The organism is Terrabacter sp. 2YAF2, assembly GCF_052114705.1.
In the GTDB taxonomy this organism is placed as follows: Bacteria; Actinomycetota; Actinomycetes; order Actinomycetales; family Dermatophilaceae; genus Terrabacter.
In genome coordinates this window covers 1-15,275 of sequence record NZ_JBFRFG010000015.1, presented here as the reverse complement: position 1 = coordinate 15,275, position 15,275 = coordinate 1, and the positions used below count along the sequence as shown (strand labels likewise).

At 69.6% G+C, this 15,275-nt stretch carries 12 protein-coding genes and 1 pseudogene; 2 read left to right on the top strand and 11 right to left on the bottom strand.

The features are described from left to right. Position 1: 1 nt before the first annotated feature. The 4 genes from AB4030_RS15760 to AB4030_RS15745 form a co-directional block, all read right to left on the bottom strand. Positions 2-1,888: a glycoside hydrolase family 13 protein gene (locus AB4030_RS15760; RefSeq protein WP_442280158.1), complete on the bottom strand. Its 1,887-nt coding sequence runs from the start codon at positions 1,886-1,888 to the stop codon at positions 2-4. Continuing rightward, positions 1,885-2,832: a sugar ABC transporter permease gene (locus AB4030_RS15755; RefSeq protein WP_442280157.1), complete on the bottom strand. Its 948-nt coding sequence runs from the start codon at positions 2,830-2,832 to the stop codon at positions 1,885-1,887. Before AB4030_RS15755 ends, AB4030_RS15760 begins: the two co-directional genes overlap by 4 nt. Continuing rightward, the gene (locus AB4030_RS15750; RefSeq protein WP_442280156.1) at positions 2,832-4,376 is read right to left on the bottom strand and encodes an ABC transporter permease subunit; all 1,545 of its coding nucleotides are present in this window, start codon (positions 4,374-4,376) and stop codon (positions 2,832-2,834) included. Before AB4030_RS15750 ends, AB4030_RS15755 begins: the two co-directional genes overlap by 1 nt. Positions 4,377-4,536: 160 nt before the next feature. Next, positions 4,537-5,856, bottom strand: coding sequence for a sugar ABC transporter substrate-binding protein (locus tag AB4030_RS15745; protein WP_442280155.1), 1,320 nt, complete (start codon positions 5,854-5,856; stop codon positions 4,537-4,539). A gap of 288 nt (positions 5,857-6,144) precedes the next feature. Between AB4030_RS15745 and AB4030_RS15740 the strand changes: the two genes are divergently transcribed. Both AB4030_RS15740 and AB4030_RS15735 read left to right on the top strand, forming a co-directional pair. After that, positions 6,145-7,248: an ABC transporter ATP-binding protein gene (locus tag AB4030_RS15740; RefSeq protein ID WP_442280154.1), complete on the top strand. Its 1,104-nt coding sequence runs from the start codon at positions 6,145-6,147 to the stop codon at positions 7,246-7,248. Positions 7,249-7,412: 164 nt separating this feature from the next. Then, on the top strand, positions 7,413-8,657 hold the full coding sequence (locus tag AB4030_RS15735; protein ID WP_442280153.1) for a DUF4032 domain-containing protein: 1,245 nt from the start codon (positions 7,413-7,415) through the stop codon (positions 8,655-8,657). A gap of 11 nt (positions 8,658-8,668) precedes the next feature. Here AB4030_RS15735 and AB4030_RS15730 read toward each other — a convergent pair whose 3' ends face one another. From AB4030_RS15730 to AB4030_RS15700, 7 genes and pseudogenes are all read right to left on the bottom strand, one after another. Continuing rightward, positions 8,669-9,181, bottom strand: a complete 513-nt coding sequence (locus AB4030_RS15730; RefSeq protein WP_442280152.1) for a vitamin K epoxide reductase family protein — start codon at positions 9,179-9,181, stop codon at positions 8,669-8,671. A gap of 4 nt (positions 9,182-9,185) precedes the next feature. Further along, positions 9,186-10,046 (bottom strand): DUF929 family protein, encoded by an 861-nt coding sequence (locus AB4030_RS15725; protein ID WP_442280151.1) that lies wholly within the window; start codon positions 10,044-10,046, stop codon positions 9,186-9,188. 196 nt (positions 10,047-10,242) lie between these two features. Beyond that, positions 10,243-11,208, bottom strand: a complete 966-nt coding sequence (rlmB, locus tag AB4030_RS15720; RefSeq protein WP_442280150.1) for a 23S rRNA (guanosine(2251)-2'-O)-methyltransferase RlmB — start codon at positions 11,206-11,208, stop codon at positions 10,243-10,245. Between the two features lies 1 nt (position 11,209). After that, positions 11,210-12,724 (bottom strand): cysteine--tRNA ligase, encoded by a 1,515-nt coding sequence (cysS, locus tag AB4030_RS15715; protein ID WP_442280149.1) that lies wholly within the window; start codon positions 12,722-12,724, stop codon positions 11,210-11,212. Between the two features lie 153 nt (positions 12,725-12,877). After that, positions 12,878-13,549 carry an MBL fold metallo-hydrolase gene (locus tag AB4030_RS15710; protein WP_442280148.1) on the bottom strand — a complete coding sequence of 224 codons (672 nt, stop codon included), beginning with the start codon at positions 13,547-13,549 and terminating at the stop codon, positions 12,878-12,880. Continuing rightward, positions 13,546-14,628 carry an S-(hydroxymethyl)mycothiol dehydrogenase gene (locus AB4030_RS15705; RefSeq protein WP_442280147.1) on the bottom strand — a complete coding sequence of 361 codons (1,083 nt, stop codon included), beginning with the start codon at positions 14,626-14,628 and terminating at the stop codon, positions 13,546-13,548. Before AB4030_RS15705 ends, AB4030_RS15710 begins: the two co-directional genes overlap by 4 nt. 124 nt (positions 14,629-14,752) lie before the next feature. Next, positions 14,753-15,275, bottom strand: a pseudogene (locus tag AB4030_RS15700) (IS30 family transposase); the annotation flags it as partial.

Below are 15,275 nucleotides of genomic sequence, written 5' to 3'. Positions count from 1 at the left end.
GTCACCTCCCCCTTCGTCGCACGTGCCTGGAACCGCCGTCGGTGGGTCGCCACGTCCAGATGGTCACCCCGGGCCCCGAGGCGCTCAGTGTGACAGCCCGCTTGCCGATCTTGGGAGCACGTCCGTAGAGCGACGAGCCGGACTCGATCCCCGAGAGGTGCCGGGGCTCGAGGACGACCGGCTCGTGCGCGGCCCTGGCGACGTGGACGAGTGCCACCTCGTCGAGGGTCTCGCGCAGGTAGACCATCGCGTCACCCTCGGCGTGCACCCAGCGCAGCCCACCGCGCCGCAGGGCGACCGAGCGCTGGCGAGCCTTGATGAGGCCGCGGTAGACCGCGAGAGTGGCTGCGTCCCAGACGTGCTCGTCCCACGGCATCGGACGTCGACCGTCCTCGCCGAACGTGCCCTCCATCCCGATCTCGTCGCCGTAGGTCATCATCGGCATCGACGGGAACGTCAGGAGCAGGCCGGCGGCGGCCTCGACGGACTCGGGTCCGACGAGCGTCCGGATGCGCGGCACGTCGTGCGACCCGACGAGGTTGAAGGAGTGGACGAGCGACTGCCAGGCCAGGCGTGAGGTGAAGTCGCGCATCGTGTCGACGACCGCACGGGCGTCGAGCAGCGGCAGCGGGACCGGGGCGCCGAGGAAGCGCGGGTCCTTGGGCTCCTGGCGCAGCCAGGTCCACGCCGGCTTGCAGAAACCGGCGTAGTTCATGACGCCGTGCCAGCCGTCACCGGGCATGTCGGGCGTGTAGTCGTGGAAGTGCTCCCCCACGAGCAGCGCGTCCGGGGCCACCCTGCCCATCACGTCGCGCATCTGGCGGGCGACGTCGTGGTTGACGTCGGTGTCGCGCCAGCGGCCCGTCATGTTGGCGACGTCGACGCGCCAACCGTCGAGGCCGCCCGAGCGGCCCAGCCACTTGCGGACGACCCCTCGCGGGTCCTCGAAGATGCGGTGGCGCAGCGCGGCGTTGAGGTGGTTGAGCTTGGGCAGGGACGGGACGCCGAGCCAGGCGACGTAGGTGCCGTCCTCCCAGATGTAGTAGTCCCGTTCGGGCGCGTTCTTCCCGCCCGGGCCGGCCGCCTTGAGGAACCACTCGTGGGCGTTGCCCGTGTGGTTCGTCGTGAAGTCGCCCAACACCTTCATGCCACGCTCGTGCGCGGCCTTGGTCAGCCGGCGCAGCGCAGGAGCGCCCCCGAGCAGCGGGTCGATCTGCTCGAAGGACGACGCGTCGTAGCGGTGGTTGGAGCGGGCCGGGAAGAAGGGCGTCAGGTAGACGACGTCGATGCCGAGGGACTCGAGGTGCTCGAGGTGCTCGGTGATGCCGTCGAGGTCACCGCCGTAGAGCTGGTGCGCCACCCCCTTGGGGCTGACGTCGACCGGGTCGGACCACGCCGCCGGGATCGCCCAGTCGGGCGTCGCGTGCTTGTCGGCCTGCGCCGAGCGGGCGAAGCGGTCGGGGAAGATCTGGTAGACGACCGAACCCAGCGCCCACTCCGGCGGCGGGCTCGCGTGCGCGACGAGGCGGAAGTCGCTGGCGTCCGGCACGTCCCGCTCGTGGACGCCGGTCCCGTTGAGCCACTGGTACTTCGTCGGCCCGCCGGTGAGCAGGAAACGGTAGTTGGTGACGGGGTTGTGGCACGTCAGCGTCGCACGCCACCACGCGTCGACCGAGGTCGTACGCACCTGGCGGGCAACCGTGAACGTGGCCTCGCCGTCCGGTGCGGTGCGCACGTGCACCGCCTCGACCCCGGCCTCGAGCGGCACCCGGACGAGCACGTCGACCTGGTCGCCGAGGCGAGGGGCCTGGTTGGAGACGTACCGCCCCGACCCGTCGTGGTGCGGCTGGCTCAGCCACGTCTGCTGGCGGGTCGGGGCAGGGCTCACTTGACGGATCCCGTGGTGAGGCCGCCGACGAGCTGACGCTGGAAGGCCAGGTAGAGCAGCATGACGGGGATCGAGCCGAGCAGCGCGCCGGCCGTGAACCGCCCGAAGAGGGTGTTCGCGTCGTTGCCGAGCGTCATGCCGTAGAGACCCACGCCCAGCGTCTGCTGGTCGACGTCGGTGAGGAAGACGCTGGCCAGCATGAACTCGCCGTAGAGCCCGACGAAGACGAGCATGAAGACCGTCACGAGGATCGGCATGACGAGGCGCAGGGTCATCGTGAAGAAGATGCGGGCATGGCTCGCGCCGTCGACGATCGCCGCCTCGTCGAGCTCCTTCGGGACGGTGTCGAAGTAGCCCTTGAGCAGCCACACATTGGCCCCGAGCGCGCCACCGAGATAGGCGAGGATCAGCCCGGCGGTGGTGTTGAGGCCGAAGGCAGGGATCACGTCACCGATGCCGGCGAAGATGATGTACGTCGCGACGATGGCGAGCAGCGCCGGGAAGAACGTCGTCAGCAGCAGGAACATCATGCCGGGACGGCGGCCCTTGAACCGCAGTCGCGAGAACGCGAACGCCGCGCACGCACCGATGAAGACCGCCATCAGCGCCCCGACGAGCGAGATGACCATGGAGTTCTTGTACCAGGTCCAGAACGGCCGCGAGCTGTCGTTGAAGAGGTCGGTGAAGTTCTTCGTCGAGAACCCGGAGGGCCACAGGCTCGCGGTGTTGAGCGTGCCACTGGGGTTCGTCGCAGCCGAGTAGATGAAGAGGATCGGAAAGAGCGCCCACATCAGGGCGAGGATGCCCAGGGCATGACGCCACCACACGGAACCACCGAAGCCACCGCGCTTCGGGGAGGCCGGCGTCGTGGCGTCCGGAGGCTCCAGCTCGGCGTGGGCGTCCAGCCGCGGATCGGCGGGGACGGGAGTGTTGAGGGTCGACATCAGTTGACCTCCTCGAGGGCCTTGGTACGACGGAAGCCCGGGATGCTCATCAGCGCCACGAGCAAGAAGATGATGACGGACACTGCTGCGGCGAAGCCGTAGTTGGGCGCGCTGCCGGAGAAGGCCAGGCGGAACGCATACGTGATGAGCAGGTCGCTGGACCCGATGCTCGTGTCGGCGCCGTTGAACGGGCCACCCTTGGTGAGCAGGTAGATGAGCCCGAAGTTGTTGAAGTTGAAGGCAAAGGATGCGAGCAGCAGTGGCCCGACCGCGACGAGGAGCAGCGGCATGATGATCGAGCGCAGCGTCCGGAAGGCATTGGCGCCGTCGATGGTCGCCGCCTCACGCACGTCCTGCGGGATGGACTGGAGAGCGCCGGTGCAGACGATGAACATGTAGGGGAAGCCGAGCCAGAGGTTCGTGATGAGGATCGCGGCCTTGGCTCCGGCGGAGGTTCCGAGCCAGTCGACGCTCAGGCCCAGCGTCTGGTTGATGATGCCGTAGTCCTGGTTGAACATGCCCTTCCAGACCAGCGCCGTCACGAAGCCGGGCAACGCATACGGCAGGATCAGCAGGGACCGGTAGACCGCCTTGCCGCGCAGCCTCGGATCGTTGAAGAGCAGCGCGATGAGCATGCCGAGCAGGAACGTCGAGAGCACCGACACGATGGCGAAGACGACGTTCCAGACGAAGATGCCGAAGAAGCCGCTGCGGATCGTGGGGTCGGTGAAGATGCGCGTGTAGTTCGCCAACCCGACGCTCTCCTTCCAGCCCTGGGGATACGACTGGGTCGGGTCGGCGACGTTGACCCAACGGGCGTCCTTCGGCGCGTACACCGTTGGTGGTGTCGTGGCCTTGTCGGTGAGCTTGTCGGCGGCTGCGTCGTAGGTGACGGTCGGCCTGCCCTCGTACGCCTCGGAGAGGCCGACCGGCTTGATGCCACCACCGTCGCCGGTCGGGACCGCGATCGTCGAGAGGTCCTTGCTGCGGGCGTTGGCCTGTCGGGCGTTGAGGATGGTGTAGCCCGGCGCCTTGATGATCTTGCCGATCGGCGTCTTCTCGACACCGGTCGCGGGCAGCGACTGGAGGCCCTTCTTGTCACCGACGTACATCGAGCCGTCGGGCTTGGTCAGAAGCAGGACGAGGTCGGCCGTGGCGGGGTCGCCGCCCTCTGCGATGGCGACCGACATCTTGTAGCGCGGGGTGTCAGGGACCTCGCGGACCGACTGGGCGATGATGTCGGTGACCGACTCCTGCTTGCTGTAGAGGTGCCCGTCACCGTAGTTGGTCGTCGACAGGCTCGCGGTGTAGAGCACCGGCCACAGCTGGAAGAGGGCCATGAAGATCAGACCCGGCACGAGGTACTTCAGGGGCACGGCCCGGCGCGTGGCATAGACGGCGAGGATCCCCATCCCGACGAGTCCGGCGATGACGACGGCCATCGTGTTGCCTGCCTGGGCGAGCCTGGTGGCGATCCACAGGATGCCGACCATCGTCGCGACGATGAGAACCCACTTGATCGCGAGCGCGAGTGGCTTGGTCATGTGACACGTCCTTTTGCGCCGGGCCGGCGCCGTTGCCGTAGATGCACGAAGGGGAGCCCCTGAGGAGCTCCCGGGCGGCCCGTGCCCGGGCCGGTTCCTGCCGGGGTCCCGGGGTCCGCCACGGCGGCGGACCCCGAAACCCCTGTCGAACCGAGGGAGCTCAGCCCTTGGCGATGTTGGCGGCGATCTCCTTGGCAGCGGCGTCGAGACGCTCCTGGGCGCCCGCCTTGCCGGAGATGATGTCCGCGGTGGCCTGGCCGAAGGGGCCCCAGACCGAGTTCATCGCCGGGATGTTCGGCATCGGCTTGCCGCCGGTTCCGGCCTCGTACCACGCCTTGACGTCGGGGTCGCTCGCGGCGACCTGGTCGTACGCCTCCTTGAGGGCCGGCGGACGCTTGCCGACCTCGAAGAGCGCCAGCTGGACGTCCTTGCGCGGGATGTAGTTCGTGACGAACTCCTGCGCGAGGGTGGCGTTCTTGGCCTTGCTGGAGACGTAGAACATCTGCACACCGAGGAACGGCTGCATGGCGCCGCCACCGGTGAGGCTGGGCAGCGGGGCGATGCCGTAGTTGATGCCGGCTTCCTTGGCCTTCGCGACGCTCCACGGGCCGGAGATCATGAACGGTGCGGCCTTCGTGTCGAAGAGCGCGTCCTGGTTCGTGTCGTCGACGTTGGTCGAGAGGACCTTCTCCTGGCCGAGCTTGGCGAGGACCTCGCCACCCTTGACGGACCCGGCGCTGTTGACGATCAGCTTGTTGGGGTCGTAGTCGCCGTTGGGCTTCGTGCCGAAGATGCCGCCCTCGGGGAAGGCCGAGAGGTACGGGTAGGCGAAGTACGCGTTGCCGACCTTGGAGACGAACTGGCTGAGGACCTGCTTGGCCTTGCCCTCCTTGATCAGCTTCTGACCGTCGGCCACGAGCTCGTCCATGGTCTTGGGCGCATTCGGGACGAGGTCCTTGTTGTACATGAGGCCGATGTTCTCGACGGCGTAGGGCACGCCGTAGGACTGGCCGTTGAACTTGGTCGCCGCGATGGCGCTCGGCAGGAACTTCGCCGCTACGTCGGGCGAGAGGTTGACGGGGGCGACCGTCGAGTTCTGGACGAGCTCGCCCAGCCAGTCGTGGGCGCCGACGATGACATCGGGGCCCTTGCCGACCTTGGTCGCGTCCTTGAACTGGGCGCGGGTGTCGGTCGAGATCTGGACCTTCACCGTGACGCCGTTCTCGGCGGCGAACTGGTCGGCGTACTTCTGCACGGCCTTGGAGCGGTCGGCGTCGGTCCAGATGACGAGGTCGACGTTCGCGTCACGGACGGGAGCAGCGGTGCCGCTCGGCGTCTCGGGAACACCGGTGGTCGTCGCCTTGCTCGTGCCGGCGGCACCAGTGTTGGACGGGGTGGTGGGGCTGGACCCACCGCAGGCGCTGAGGGCCAGGGCGGCAACACCCGTGACAGCAGCAGCGCCGAGCGCACGCTTGTGCATGGATTCTCCTTTGAAGCCAGGTGGCACACGCCGCCACCGGTGACCCGGAATGTAGCAAGAAGTTGCAGAGAGCGGCCACTTGCTTGCAGCAAGTTTTTGCAACGTTCTGGACACGACGCCGCGCCGACGGCGTCGGCCCAGTCGGGTCCGCTGGGGCGCCCCGTGCTGGGCCGGGGCTGGTCAAGCCGCTGCGCATGGGACATGATGACGATGCCTGCTCAGCCGGGCAGGCACCTTTACAACGGATCGTCCGGCACGTTCCTGCCGGTGAAGGAAGGCAATGAAGCCATGGCAACAGTGACGTTCGACAACGCGACGAGGCAGTACCCGGGCAACCCGGTCCCCTCCGTCGACAAGCTCAACATCGAGATCGCGGACGGGGAGTTCCTCGTCCTCGTCGGTCCCTCCGGGTGTGGCAAGTCCACCTCCCTGCGCATGCTCGCCGGCCTCGAGGAGGTCAACGGCGGACGCATCCTCATCGGGGACCGCGACGTGACGAACCTGTCCCCCAAGGACCGCGACGTCGCGATGGTGTTCCAGAACTACGCGCTCTACCCGCACATGACGGTCGCCGACAACATGGGCTTCGCGCTCAAGATCGCCGGCGTCGACAAGGGCGAGATCCGCAAGCGCGTCGAGGAGGCCGCCAAGATCCTCGACCTCACGCCGTACCTCGACCGCAAGCCGAAGGCCCTCTCCGGTGGCCAGCGTCAGCGTGTGGCCATGGGCCGCGCCATCGTGCGCTCGCCCCAGGTCTTCCTCATGGACGAGCCACTGTCGAACCTCGACGCCAAGCTCCGCGTCCAGACGCGCACGCAGATCGCCTCGCTCCAGCGCCGCCTCGGCGTCACGACGGTCTACGTCACGCACGACCAGGTCGAGGCCATGACGATGGGTGACCGGGTCGCGGTGCTCAAGGACGGCATCCTCCAGCAGTGCGACAGCCCGCGCCGCATGTACGACCACCCGGCCAACGTCTTCGTCGCCGGCTTCATCGGCTCCCCCGCCATGAACCTCATGAACGTCCCCGTCACCGACGGCGGCGTCGACCTGCACGGCCACACGGTGCCGATCGCACGTGAGGACCTCTCCGGCGTCGGCAAGGACGTGACGCTGGGCGTCCGTCCCGAGGACCTCGAGCTGTCGTCCGACGCCTCGGGCATCCCCGTCACGGTCGACGTCGTCGAGGAGCTCGGCGCCGACGCCTACATCTACGGCTCCACCGAGCAGAAGCTGCTCGAGGCCACCGGTGAGAACGCCGGCGCCGTGCCGTTCATCGCGCGCGTCGACGGTCGCCGCCCCCCGGAGAAGGGCGAGAAGATCTACCTCAAGCCGAAGCCGGGCCACGTGCACGTCTTCAACTCGGAATCGGGTCTGCGCGTCGGCGACTGACCGAAAGCGCCTCGTGCGCAACGCTTTTCGTATGCCGCTGGGCCGGCACCCCTTCCCGGGTGCCGGCCCAGCGGCATACCCGGCCCACCTCGGGACAGCTCTGCTCACGGCTCGTGCGCTGGGCGTCGATCGACGGTTGTCGGCGGGCGTGCCACGATGATCGCGTGACGCTCGAGATCACCACCGCCCGGCCGGAGTCCGCCCTGCTCGACCTGCCGTGGTCGACACCGCTCGAGGAGTGGCCCGAGGCCCACCTCGCTGCGCTCCCCCGCGGCATCTCGCGCCACGTCGTGCGCTTCGTCAAGCTCGGGCCGCGCGTGCTCGCCGTCAAGGAGATCAAGGACGACATCGCCGACCGCGAGTACGCCATGCTGCGCAGCCTGCGCCGCCTCGACGTGCCCAGCGTCGAGCCGTTCGGGGTCGTGCACGGTCGCACCGCTGCCGACGGGGAGCCGCTCGACGCCTGCCTCATCACGCGTCACCTCCAGTTCTCGCTGCCCTACCGCGCCCTCTACAGCCAGAACCTCCGGCCCGACACCGCCGTGCGCCTCATGGACGCCCTCGCCGTGCTCCTCGTGCGCCTGCACCTCGAAGGCTTCTGGTGGGGCGACGTGTCGCTGTCCAACACCCTCTTCCGCCGCGACGCGGGGGCCTTCGCGGCCTACCTCGTCGACGCCGAGACCGGTGAGCTGCACACCAGGCTGTCCGACGGCCAGCGCGAGCACGACCTCGACATCGCCCGGGTCAACATCGCCGGCGAGCTGATGGACCTCGCTGCCGGCGGCTTCCTCGAGGAGCACGCCGACCCGTTCGAGGTCTCCGCCTCGATCATCGAGCGCTACCACACGCTGTGGGACGCCCTCACCGGCACCGAGCGGTTCGAGCTCGGCGACCGCTGGCGCGTCGACGAGCGCATCCGCCGGCTCAACGAGCTCGGCTTCGACGTCGACGAGCTCTCGATCACGACCGACATCGGCGGCACCGAGATCGTCATCACCCCCAAGGTCGTCGACGCCGGCCACCACTCCCGACGCCTGCTGCGCCTCACTGGTCTCGACGTCGGCGAGAACCAGGCCCGCCGCCTGCTCAACGACCTCGACGCATATGCCGCCGCGACCGACCGTCAGGGCGACGACGAGGAGATCGTCGCGCACGACTGGCTGGCCAAGGTCTACGAGCCCGTGACCCGTGCGGTGCCGCGCGACCTCACCGGCCGACTCGAGCCGGCCGAGATCTTCCACGAGGTGCTCGAGCACCGGTGGTACATGAGCGAGCGTGCCGGACACGACACGCCCATAAAGGACGCGCTACGCGACTACGTCGCGACCGTCCTGCCGGCCAAGCCCGAGGAGAAGTCGGTGCTCGGTGTCGACACCGAGGAGATGCCGGTCATCAGCCGCTTCGACTGAGGCCAGACGGCTCAGTCCGCGAGGGGCTCCTCGGCGGGTGCCGAGAGGATCTGGCCGAAGAGGACGACGATCCACAGCAGGAACGTCACGACGTGGACCGCCGTGCACCACAGGCAGATCGCGTGGACGCGGTAGAGCTCGGCCCAGACCAGGTAGAGCACCATCCCGATCCCGACGGTCAGCCATCCGAGGCGGACCGCGTCGAGCCAGCGCTCCGGCCGACGCCACACGCGGGGCAGGGTGAGCCCCAGCGCGACGACGAAGAAGACGAGTCCGAGCAGGGCCACCGGCACACCCAGGAACGTGCTCCAGGCGCTCGTGGTCACCTTGGCGCAGTCGACGATCCCGTTGATGCTGCACGCGAGCGTCGCGTTGGCGGTGAAGTGCTCGAAGGTGAGGTATGCCGACACGGCGAGACCCGCGAGGGCGAGGACCAACGACACCGGCGCCAGCCACACCGGGCGCGCGCGTCCGGCGGCCGCGGCCGTGTGGCCGGCAGCGAGGTCGTCGCGCAACGAGCTCACGAGGTCACCGCTTGAGCAGCACGGAGGCGGACTGGACGCCCTGGCTCGTGCAGACGTTGGCCGGCTTGCCCTTGGTCTGGTCGCAGATCTGGGCCGTGATCATGTTGATGGCCGGGGTGACCGTCTTGCCGATGTCGGAGGTCGGGTCCTGGATGCCGGCGATGATCTGGTCGTAGGTCTTGCCCTCGAAGGCATTGGCATCAACCGTTGCACCGTTCGTGGCGGTGGTCCCCCCGTAGGTGATCCACGGGATGCCGCCGCCGGGGTTGAACTTCTGGAAGAGCGCGAGGTTGTCGCCCTCGAGGGTCTGCAGCGGCTTGCCGTCGCGGTCCTGGGTCTCGACGGCCTGGAAGGCCACGACGTCGCTGGTGTACTTCGCGTCCTTGAACGAGAACGTCGGGGTGTCGGGGTGCACGTCGGTGCTCGAGCTCCTCGTCTCCGTGATCCCGGAGAAGGTGCCGAAGCGCGACAGCGCGCCGATGAGCGCCCAGCGCTCCATGGCGCAGAACGGGCAGTACTCGGCGCCGATGTAGAGCACCTTGGGCTTGCCGTCCTGCGTGAGGGGCGTGCCGCCCTGGAGCTTGGCCGGAGCCTGCGCGGGCGAGGGCGCCGGCGCCTTGTCGAAGAGGGATGCCGGGAGCTTCTCGAGCGTGGCGAGGGCCGCCGCTCCCCCGCTGCCCGCCGTTGCGGTGGGCGCGTCCTTGGGTCGGTTGGAGATGACGACCCCGAGGACGACGGCGATGATGACGACGACGACCGCCACCGACGCGGCGATGACCTGCGTGCGCTGACGGTCCTTGCGCGCGGCCTCGGCGCGCAGCTGCGCCGCTCGGGCGGCCGTCTCGGCACGGGTGCTCTTCGCCACGAATACGTCCTTCGGTCCGGCTGCTCGTCGGCAGCGCTTGCGTGACGCCCCAGTGTTACTACAGGGCGTAGTCGTTCCTCAGCACTCTATCGAGCGCCACTTTGACCAGCGTGGGAGGTCCGTCCGAAGTTCCCGAGCCCCCTGCCGTTCGCCTCGCACGGTGGCCGCGCCGCCGGTGCCGGCCGGACGGCATACGTCAGCGGCGGCGCTGGCGGGCGATCTCGTAGAGGGTGACGCCCGTGGCGAGGCCGGCGTTGAGCGACTCGACGGCCGAGCTCATCGGGATCGAGACGATCTGGTCGCACGTCTCGCGCACGAGGCGCGAGAGGCCCTTGCCCTCGGAGCCGGTGACGATGACGAGCGGCTCCGTGGCGAGCGCGAGGTCGGGCAGCTCGACGTCGCCGTCCATGTCGAGGCCGAGGATGAAGAAGCCCGCCTTCTTGAACTCCTCGAGCGTGCGGGTCAGGTTGCTCGCGCGGGCCACGGGGATGCGGGCCGCGGCACCGGCCGACGTCTTCCAGGCCGACGCGGTCATGCCGACCGAGCGGCGCTCGGGCACGACGACGCCGTGGCCGCCGAATGCCGCGACGGAGCGCACGATGGCGCCGAGGTTGCGCGGGTCGGTGATGCCGTCGAGGGCGACGACGAGCGGGATGCCGGGCATCTCGGGGTCGATGAGGTCGTTCGGGTGGGCGTAGTCGTAGGGCGGCACCTGCAGCGCCAACCCCTGGTGCACGCCGCCGTCGGTGAGGCGGTCGAGCTCGCCACGTGGCGTCTCGAGGATGGCGAGGCCGCGTTCCGTGGCGAGCTTGAGCGCCTCGCGCACGCGGTCGTCGGTGTCGATGCGGGTCGCGACGTACATCGTCGCCACGGGAACGTCGGCACGCAGGGCCTCGACGACCGAGTTGCGGCCGTAGACCATCTCGCTCGAGGCCTTGCTGCGGCTCTTGGACCGGGCCTGGCCGCGGCCACCCGGACCGGACGCACCGGAGCGCTTCGCCACGACCTTGGCGCGCTTGTGGGCAGGGTGGTACTCGCGGTCCGCGGCCTTGGGCGTCGGGCCCTTGCCCTCGAGCCCGCGGCGACGCTGGCCGCCCGAGCCGACGGTCGCGCCCTTGCTGCTCTTGCGGATGGCGCCGCGCCTCTGGGAGTTGCCTGGCATGTCAGCCCTGTGCCTTCTCGGCCCCGGGGGCCGCGGTGGTGACGTCGGTGGTGAGGTCGGTGGTGTCGGTGGGGGTGCCCGCGTCGCCGCGCGGGGGGCGGGCGAGCGACCACTGGGCCCCGGACGGGGTGTCGGTGATCTCGATGCCGACGGCCGTCAGGGTGTCTCGGATCTCGTCGGCGCGCTCGAAGTCGCGCTCCTGACGGGCGACCTGACGCGCGTCGAGCTGGGCCCGCACGAGCGCCTCGAGCGCGAGCTCGGCGGCGGCGTCCTCGCGGCTGCCGCCCGAACCCCAGTGGGCCGCGAGCGGGTTGACGCCGAGCACGTCCGTCATGGCGACGACGGCGCCGGCGGCCTCGAGGGCTGCCTCGTCGTCGTCCTCGTCGAGCGCGCTGTTGCCGGCCCGCACCGTGTCGTGCACGACGGCGAGCGCGCCGCTGACGCCGAGGTCGTCGTCCATCGACGCGACGAACGCCGCCGGCAGGTCCGCCGCGGCCACGGGCTCGATCGCCCCGCGGCGGGCTGCCCGCTCGAGGAAGCCCTCGATGCGCTCGACGGCGCCGGCGGCCTCGGCGAGCGAGCCCTCGTGGTACTCGATCGTCGAGCGGTAGTGGGCGGCGGTGAGGTAGTAGCGCAGCACGATCGGCCGCGTCACCTCGAGGAGGTGGCGCACCTCGAGGGCGTTGCCGAGGGACTTGCCCATCTTCTGGCCCTTGACCGTGACCCAGGCGTTGTGGAGCCAGTAGCGGGCGAAACCGAGACCCGCCGCGCGTGACTGCGCCTGCTCGTTCTCGTGGTGCGGGAAGCGCAGGTCGATGCCGCCGCCGTGGATGTCGAACTCGTCGCCGAGCCAGCGACGCGCCATCGCCGAGCACTCGAGGTGCCACCCCGGGCGGCCCGGACCGAACGGGGTCGGCCACGAGGCGCTCTCGGGCTCGTCGGCCTTGCGGCCCTTCCACAGCGCGAAGTCACGGGGGTCCCGCTTGCCGCGGGGGTCGGCGTCGTCGGCGTTCGCCATGTCGTCGAGCGACTGGCCGGTCAGCGAGCCGTACTCCGGCCACGAGCGCACGTCGAAGTACACGTCGCCGCTGCCGTCAGGGGCGGCATACGCGTGCCCCTTCTCGACGAGCGTCTCCATGAGCGAGACCATGTCGGGCACGTGCCCGGTCGCGCGGGGCTCGTAGGTCGCCGGCTCGACACCGAGCGCGTCCAGCGCCTGCGACGTGAGGCGCTCGTTGCGGTAGGTCAGGGCGAACCACGGCTCACCCGCCTCGGCGGCCTTGCGCAGCACCTTGTCGTCGATGTCGGTGACGTTGCGCACGAGGGTGACGTCGTAGCCGTGGCCGGTCTCGAGCCAGCGGCGCAGCACGTCGAACGCGACGGCGAAACGGATGTGGCCGATGTGCGGCGCGCCCTGCGTCGTGAGGCCACAGATGTACATGCCGACCTTGCCCGTCTCGCGCGGCGTGAAGTCGCGCAGCTCCCGGGTTGCGGTGTCGAACAGTCGTAGGCTCACCCGCCGAAGTCTATCGGCGCGTCGCCACGCACCCGACCAGCGCCGAACGGCCCCACCCGGACACCGATCGAAAGAGCAGTTCGTCGGCCGACGAACTGCTCTTTCGATCAGGTATGCCGGGTGCCCGGCTCGCGCTGCACCCTCGCTGGGCGCTCAGTGGCCGCGGCGGACCCACTCCTCGACGTCCGGCGACTCGTCGCCGATCGTCGTCGAGTCGCCGTGGCCGGTGAGGACCACGGTCTCCGGCGGCAGCGAGAGCAGCTGTTCCGTGATGGACTCCACGATGGTCGGGAAGTCGGAGAACGACCGGCCCGTCGCTCCCGGGCCGCCCGAGAAGAGCGTGTCGCCGGTGAAGACGACGCCGAGGTCGGCGGCGTAGAAGCAGCAGGCGCCCGGCGCGTGCCCGGGGGTGTGCAGCACCGTCAGCTCGACGTCGCCCACCGGCACGACGTCGCCGTCGGCGAGGTCGCGCGTCGGGGCCAGGTCGGGATGGGTCCGGTCCCACAGCACCCGGTCGTCCGGGTGCAGCGCCACGACTGCGTCCGGGTGGGCCTCGAGCAGCTCGGGCACGACGGTGACGTGGTCGTCGTGCGCGTGCGTCAGCAGCACGTGCGTGAGGCGCCGGTCGCCGACGAGGTCGAGGATCGGCGCAGCGTCGTGCGGGGCGTCGATGACGACGCACTCCTTGTCGTCCCCGACGACCCAGACGTTGTTCTCGACCTCCCAGGTCCCGCCGTCGAGGCTGAACGTGCCCTCGGTGGTGGTGTGCTCGATGCGGACGCCGCCGTCCGAGGCCTGGGACACGTCGGCCTCGTCGCCGCTCACAGCTCGACCACCGATCGCAGCACCTCGCCCGCGTGCATCTTCTCGAACGCGGCCTCGATGTCACCAAGGCCGATCCGCTCGCTGACGAAGGCGTCGAGGTCGAAGCGGCCCTGCTTGTAGAGCTCGACGAGCATCGGGAAGTCGCGGCTCGGGAGGCAGTCGCCGTACCAGCTCGACTTGAGCGCCCCGCCACGGCCGAAGATGTCGATCATCGGCAGCGCCACCTGCTGGTCGGGCGTGGGGACGCCGACGAGGACGACCGTGCCGGCGAGGTCGCGGGCGTAGAACGCCTGCTCGTAGGTCTCGGGGCGCCCGACCGCCTCGACGACGACGTCGGCTCCGTTGCCGCCGGTCAGGCCGCGGATCGCCTCGACCGCGTCGGTCTCCTTGCTGTTGACGGTGTGCGTCGCGCCGAAGTGCTTCGCCTGCTCGAGCTTGGCGTCGCTGACGTCGACGGCGATGATCGTCGTCGCCCCCGCCACCTGGGCGCCGGCGATCGCGGCGTTGCCGACGCCGCCGCAGCCGATGACGGCGACCGAGTCGCCACGGGTCACGCCGCCGGTGTTGACGGACGCGCCGAAGCCGGCCATGACGCCGCAGCCGAGGAGGCCGACCGCGGCGGCGTCGGCCTCGGGGACCTTGGTGCACTGGCCGGCGGCGACGAGGGTCTTCTCGATGAAGGCGCCGATCCCGAGCGCCGGTGTCAGCTCGGTGCCGTCGGTCAGCGTCATCTTCTGCGTCGCGTTGTGGGTGTTGAAGCAGTACCACGGCTTGCCCTTGGCGCACGCGCGGCACTGGCCGCACACGGCGCGCCAGTTGAGGATGACGAAGTCGCCGGGAGCCACGTCGGTGACGCCCTCGCCCACGGCCTCGACGTAGCCGGCCGCCTCGTGCCCGAGCAGGAACGGGTAGTCGTCGTTGATGCCGCCCTCGCGGTAGTGCAGATCGGTGTGGCACACGCCGCACGTCTCGATCTTGACGACCGCCTCACCTGGCCCCGGGTCGGGCACGACGACGTCGACGACCTCGACGTCGGCCCCCTTGCTGCGGCTGATGACACCCTTGACGGTCTGCGGCATGACTACTCCTCGTGATCGGTGGCCGTGGTCCGGCGGTCCCGGGTCCACCCTGCCACCGCGGGCCTCGGCCCGGATGCCCCACCCCTCCCGTCGAGTGCCCACTTCCCGACGGGGCGGGTTCTAGTCAACGTCGCAACATGGACGGACTTTCGGAGGCTAGCAGTGCAGTGAAGAGGTGGGCTGGGGTGTGGTCATGCAGGACCATCCTGGGTCGGTTGTTGAGCTCGTTCTCGACGGCGAGCAGGTGCGCCTCGGTGTGCACGCTCAGGTCGGTTCCCTTCGGAAAGTAGTCGCGCAGCAGGCCGTTGGTGTTCTCGTTCGAGCCGCGCTGCCACGGGAGTGGGAGTCACAGAAGTAGACCGGTGTCCCCTAGGACCGCGTGATGCTCAGATGCGCCGCCATCTCGGTTCCCTGGTCCCAGGTGATCGAGCGCAGCAGCGCCGGCGGCAGGTCGCCCATCCGCGCTGTCAACGCTGCATGCAAGGCGTCGCTGTCCCGGTACGGAAGGTGCAGCAGCCGAAGGACCCGGGTCGTGCGCTCCACGAGCGTGCCGATCGCCGAGCGCTGGTCCTTTCCGATGATCAGGTCTCCTTCCCAGTGCCCAGCCTCGGACCGGTCCTCAGGCGGAAACGGTCGCTCGTGGACCG

Coding starts and splice junctions, on each gene's coding strand:
- AB4030_RS15755 (WP_442280157.1), bottom strand. CDS start 2,832: ATGTCGACCCTCAACACTCCCGTCCCCGCCGATCCGCGGCTGGACGCC.
- AB4030_RS15750 (WP_442280156.1), bottom strand. CDS start 4,376: ATGACCAAGCCACTCGCGCTCGCGATCAAGTGGGTTCTCATCGTCGCG.
- AB4030_RS15745 (WP_442280155.1), bottom strand. CDS start 5,856: ATGCACAAGCGTGCGCTCGGCGCTGCTGCTGTCACGGGTGTTGCCGCC.
- AB4030_RS15740 (WP_442280154.1), top strand. CDS start 6,145: ATGGCAACAGTGACGTTCGACAACGCGACGAGGCAGTACCCGGGCAAC.
- rlmB (WP_442280150.1), bottom strand. CDS start 11,208: ATGCCAGGCAACTCCCAGAGGCGCGGCGCCATCCGCAAGAGCAGCAAG.
- AB4030_RS15705 (WP_442280147.1), bottom strand. CDS start 14,628: ATGCCGCAGACCGTCAAGGGTGTCATCAGCCGCAGCAAGGGGGCCGAC.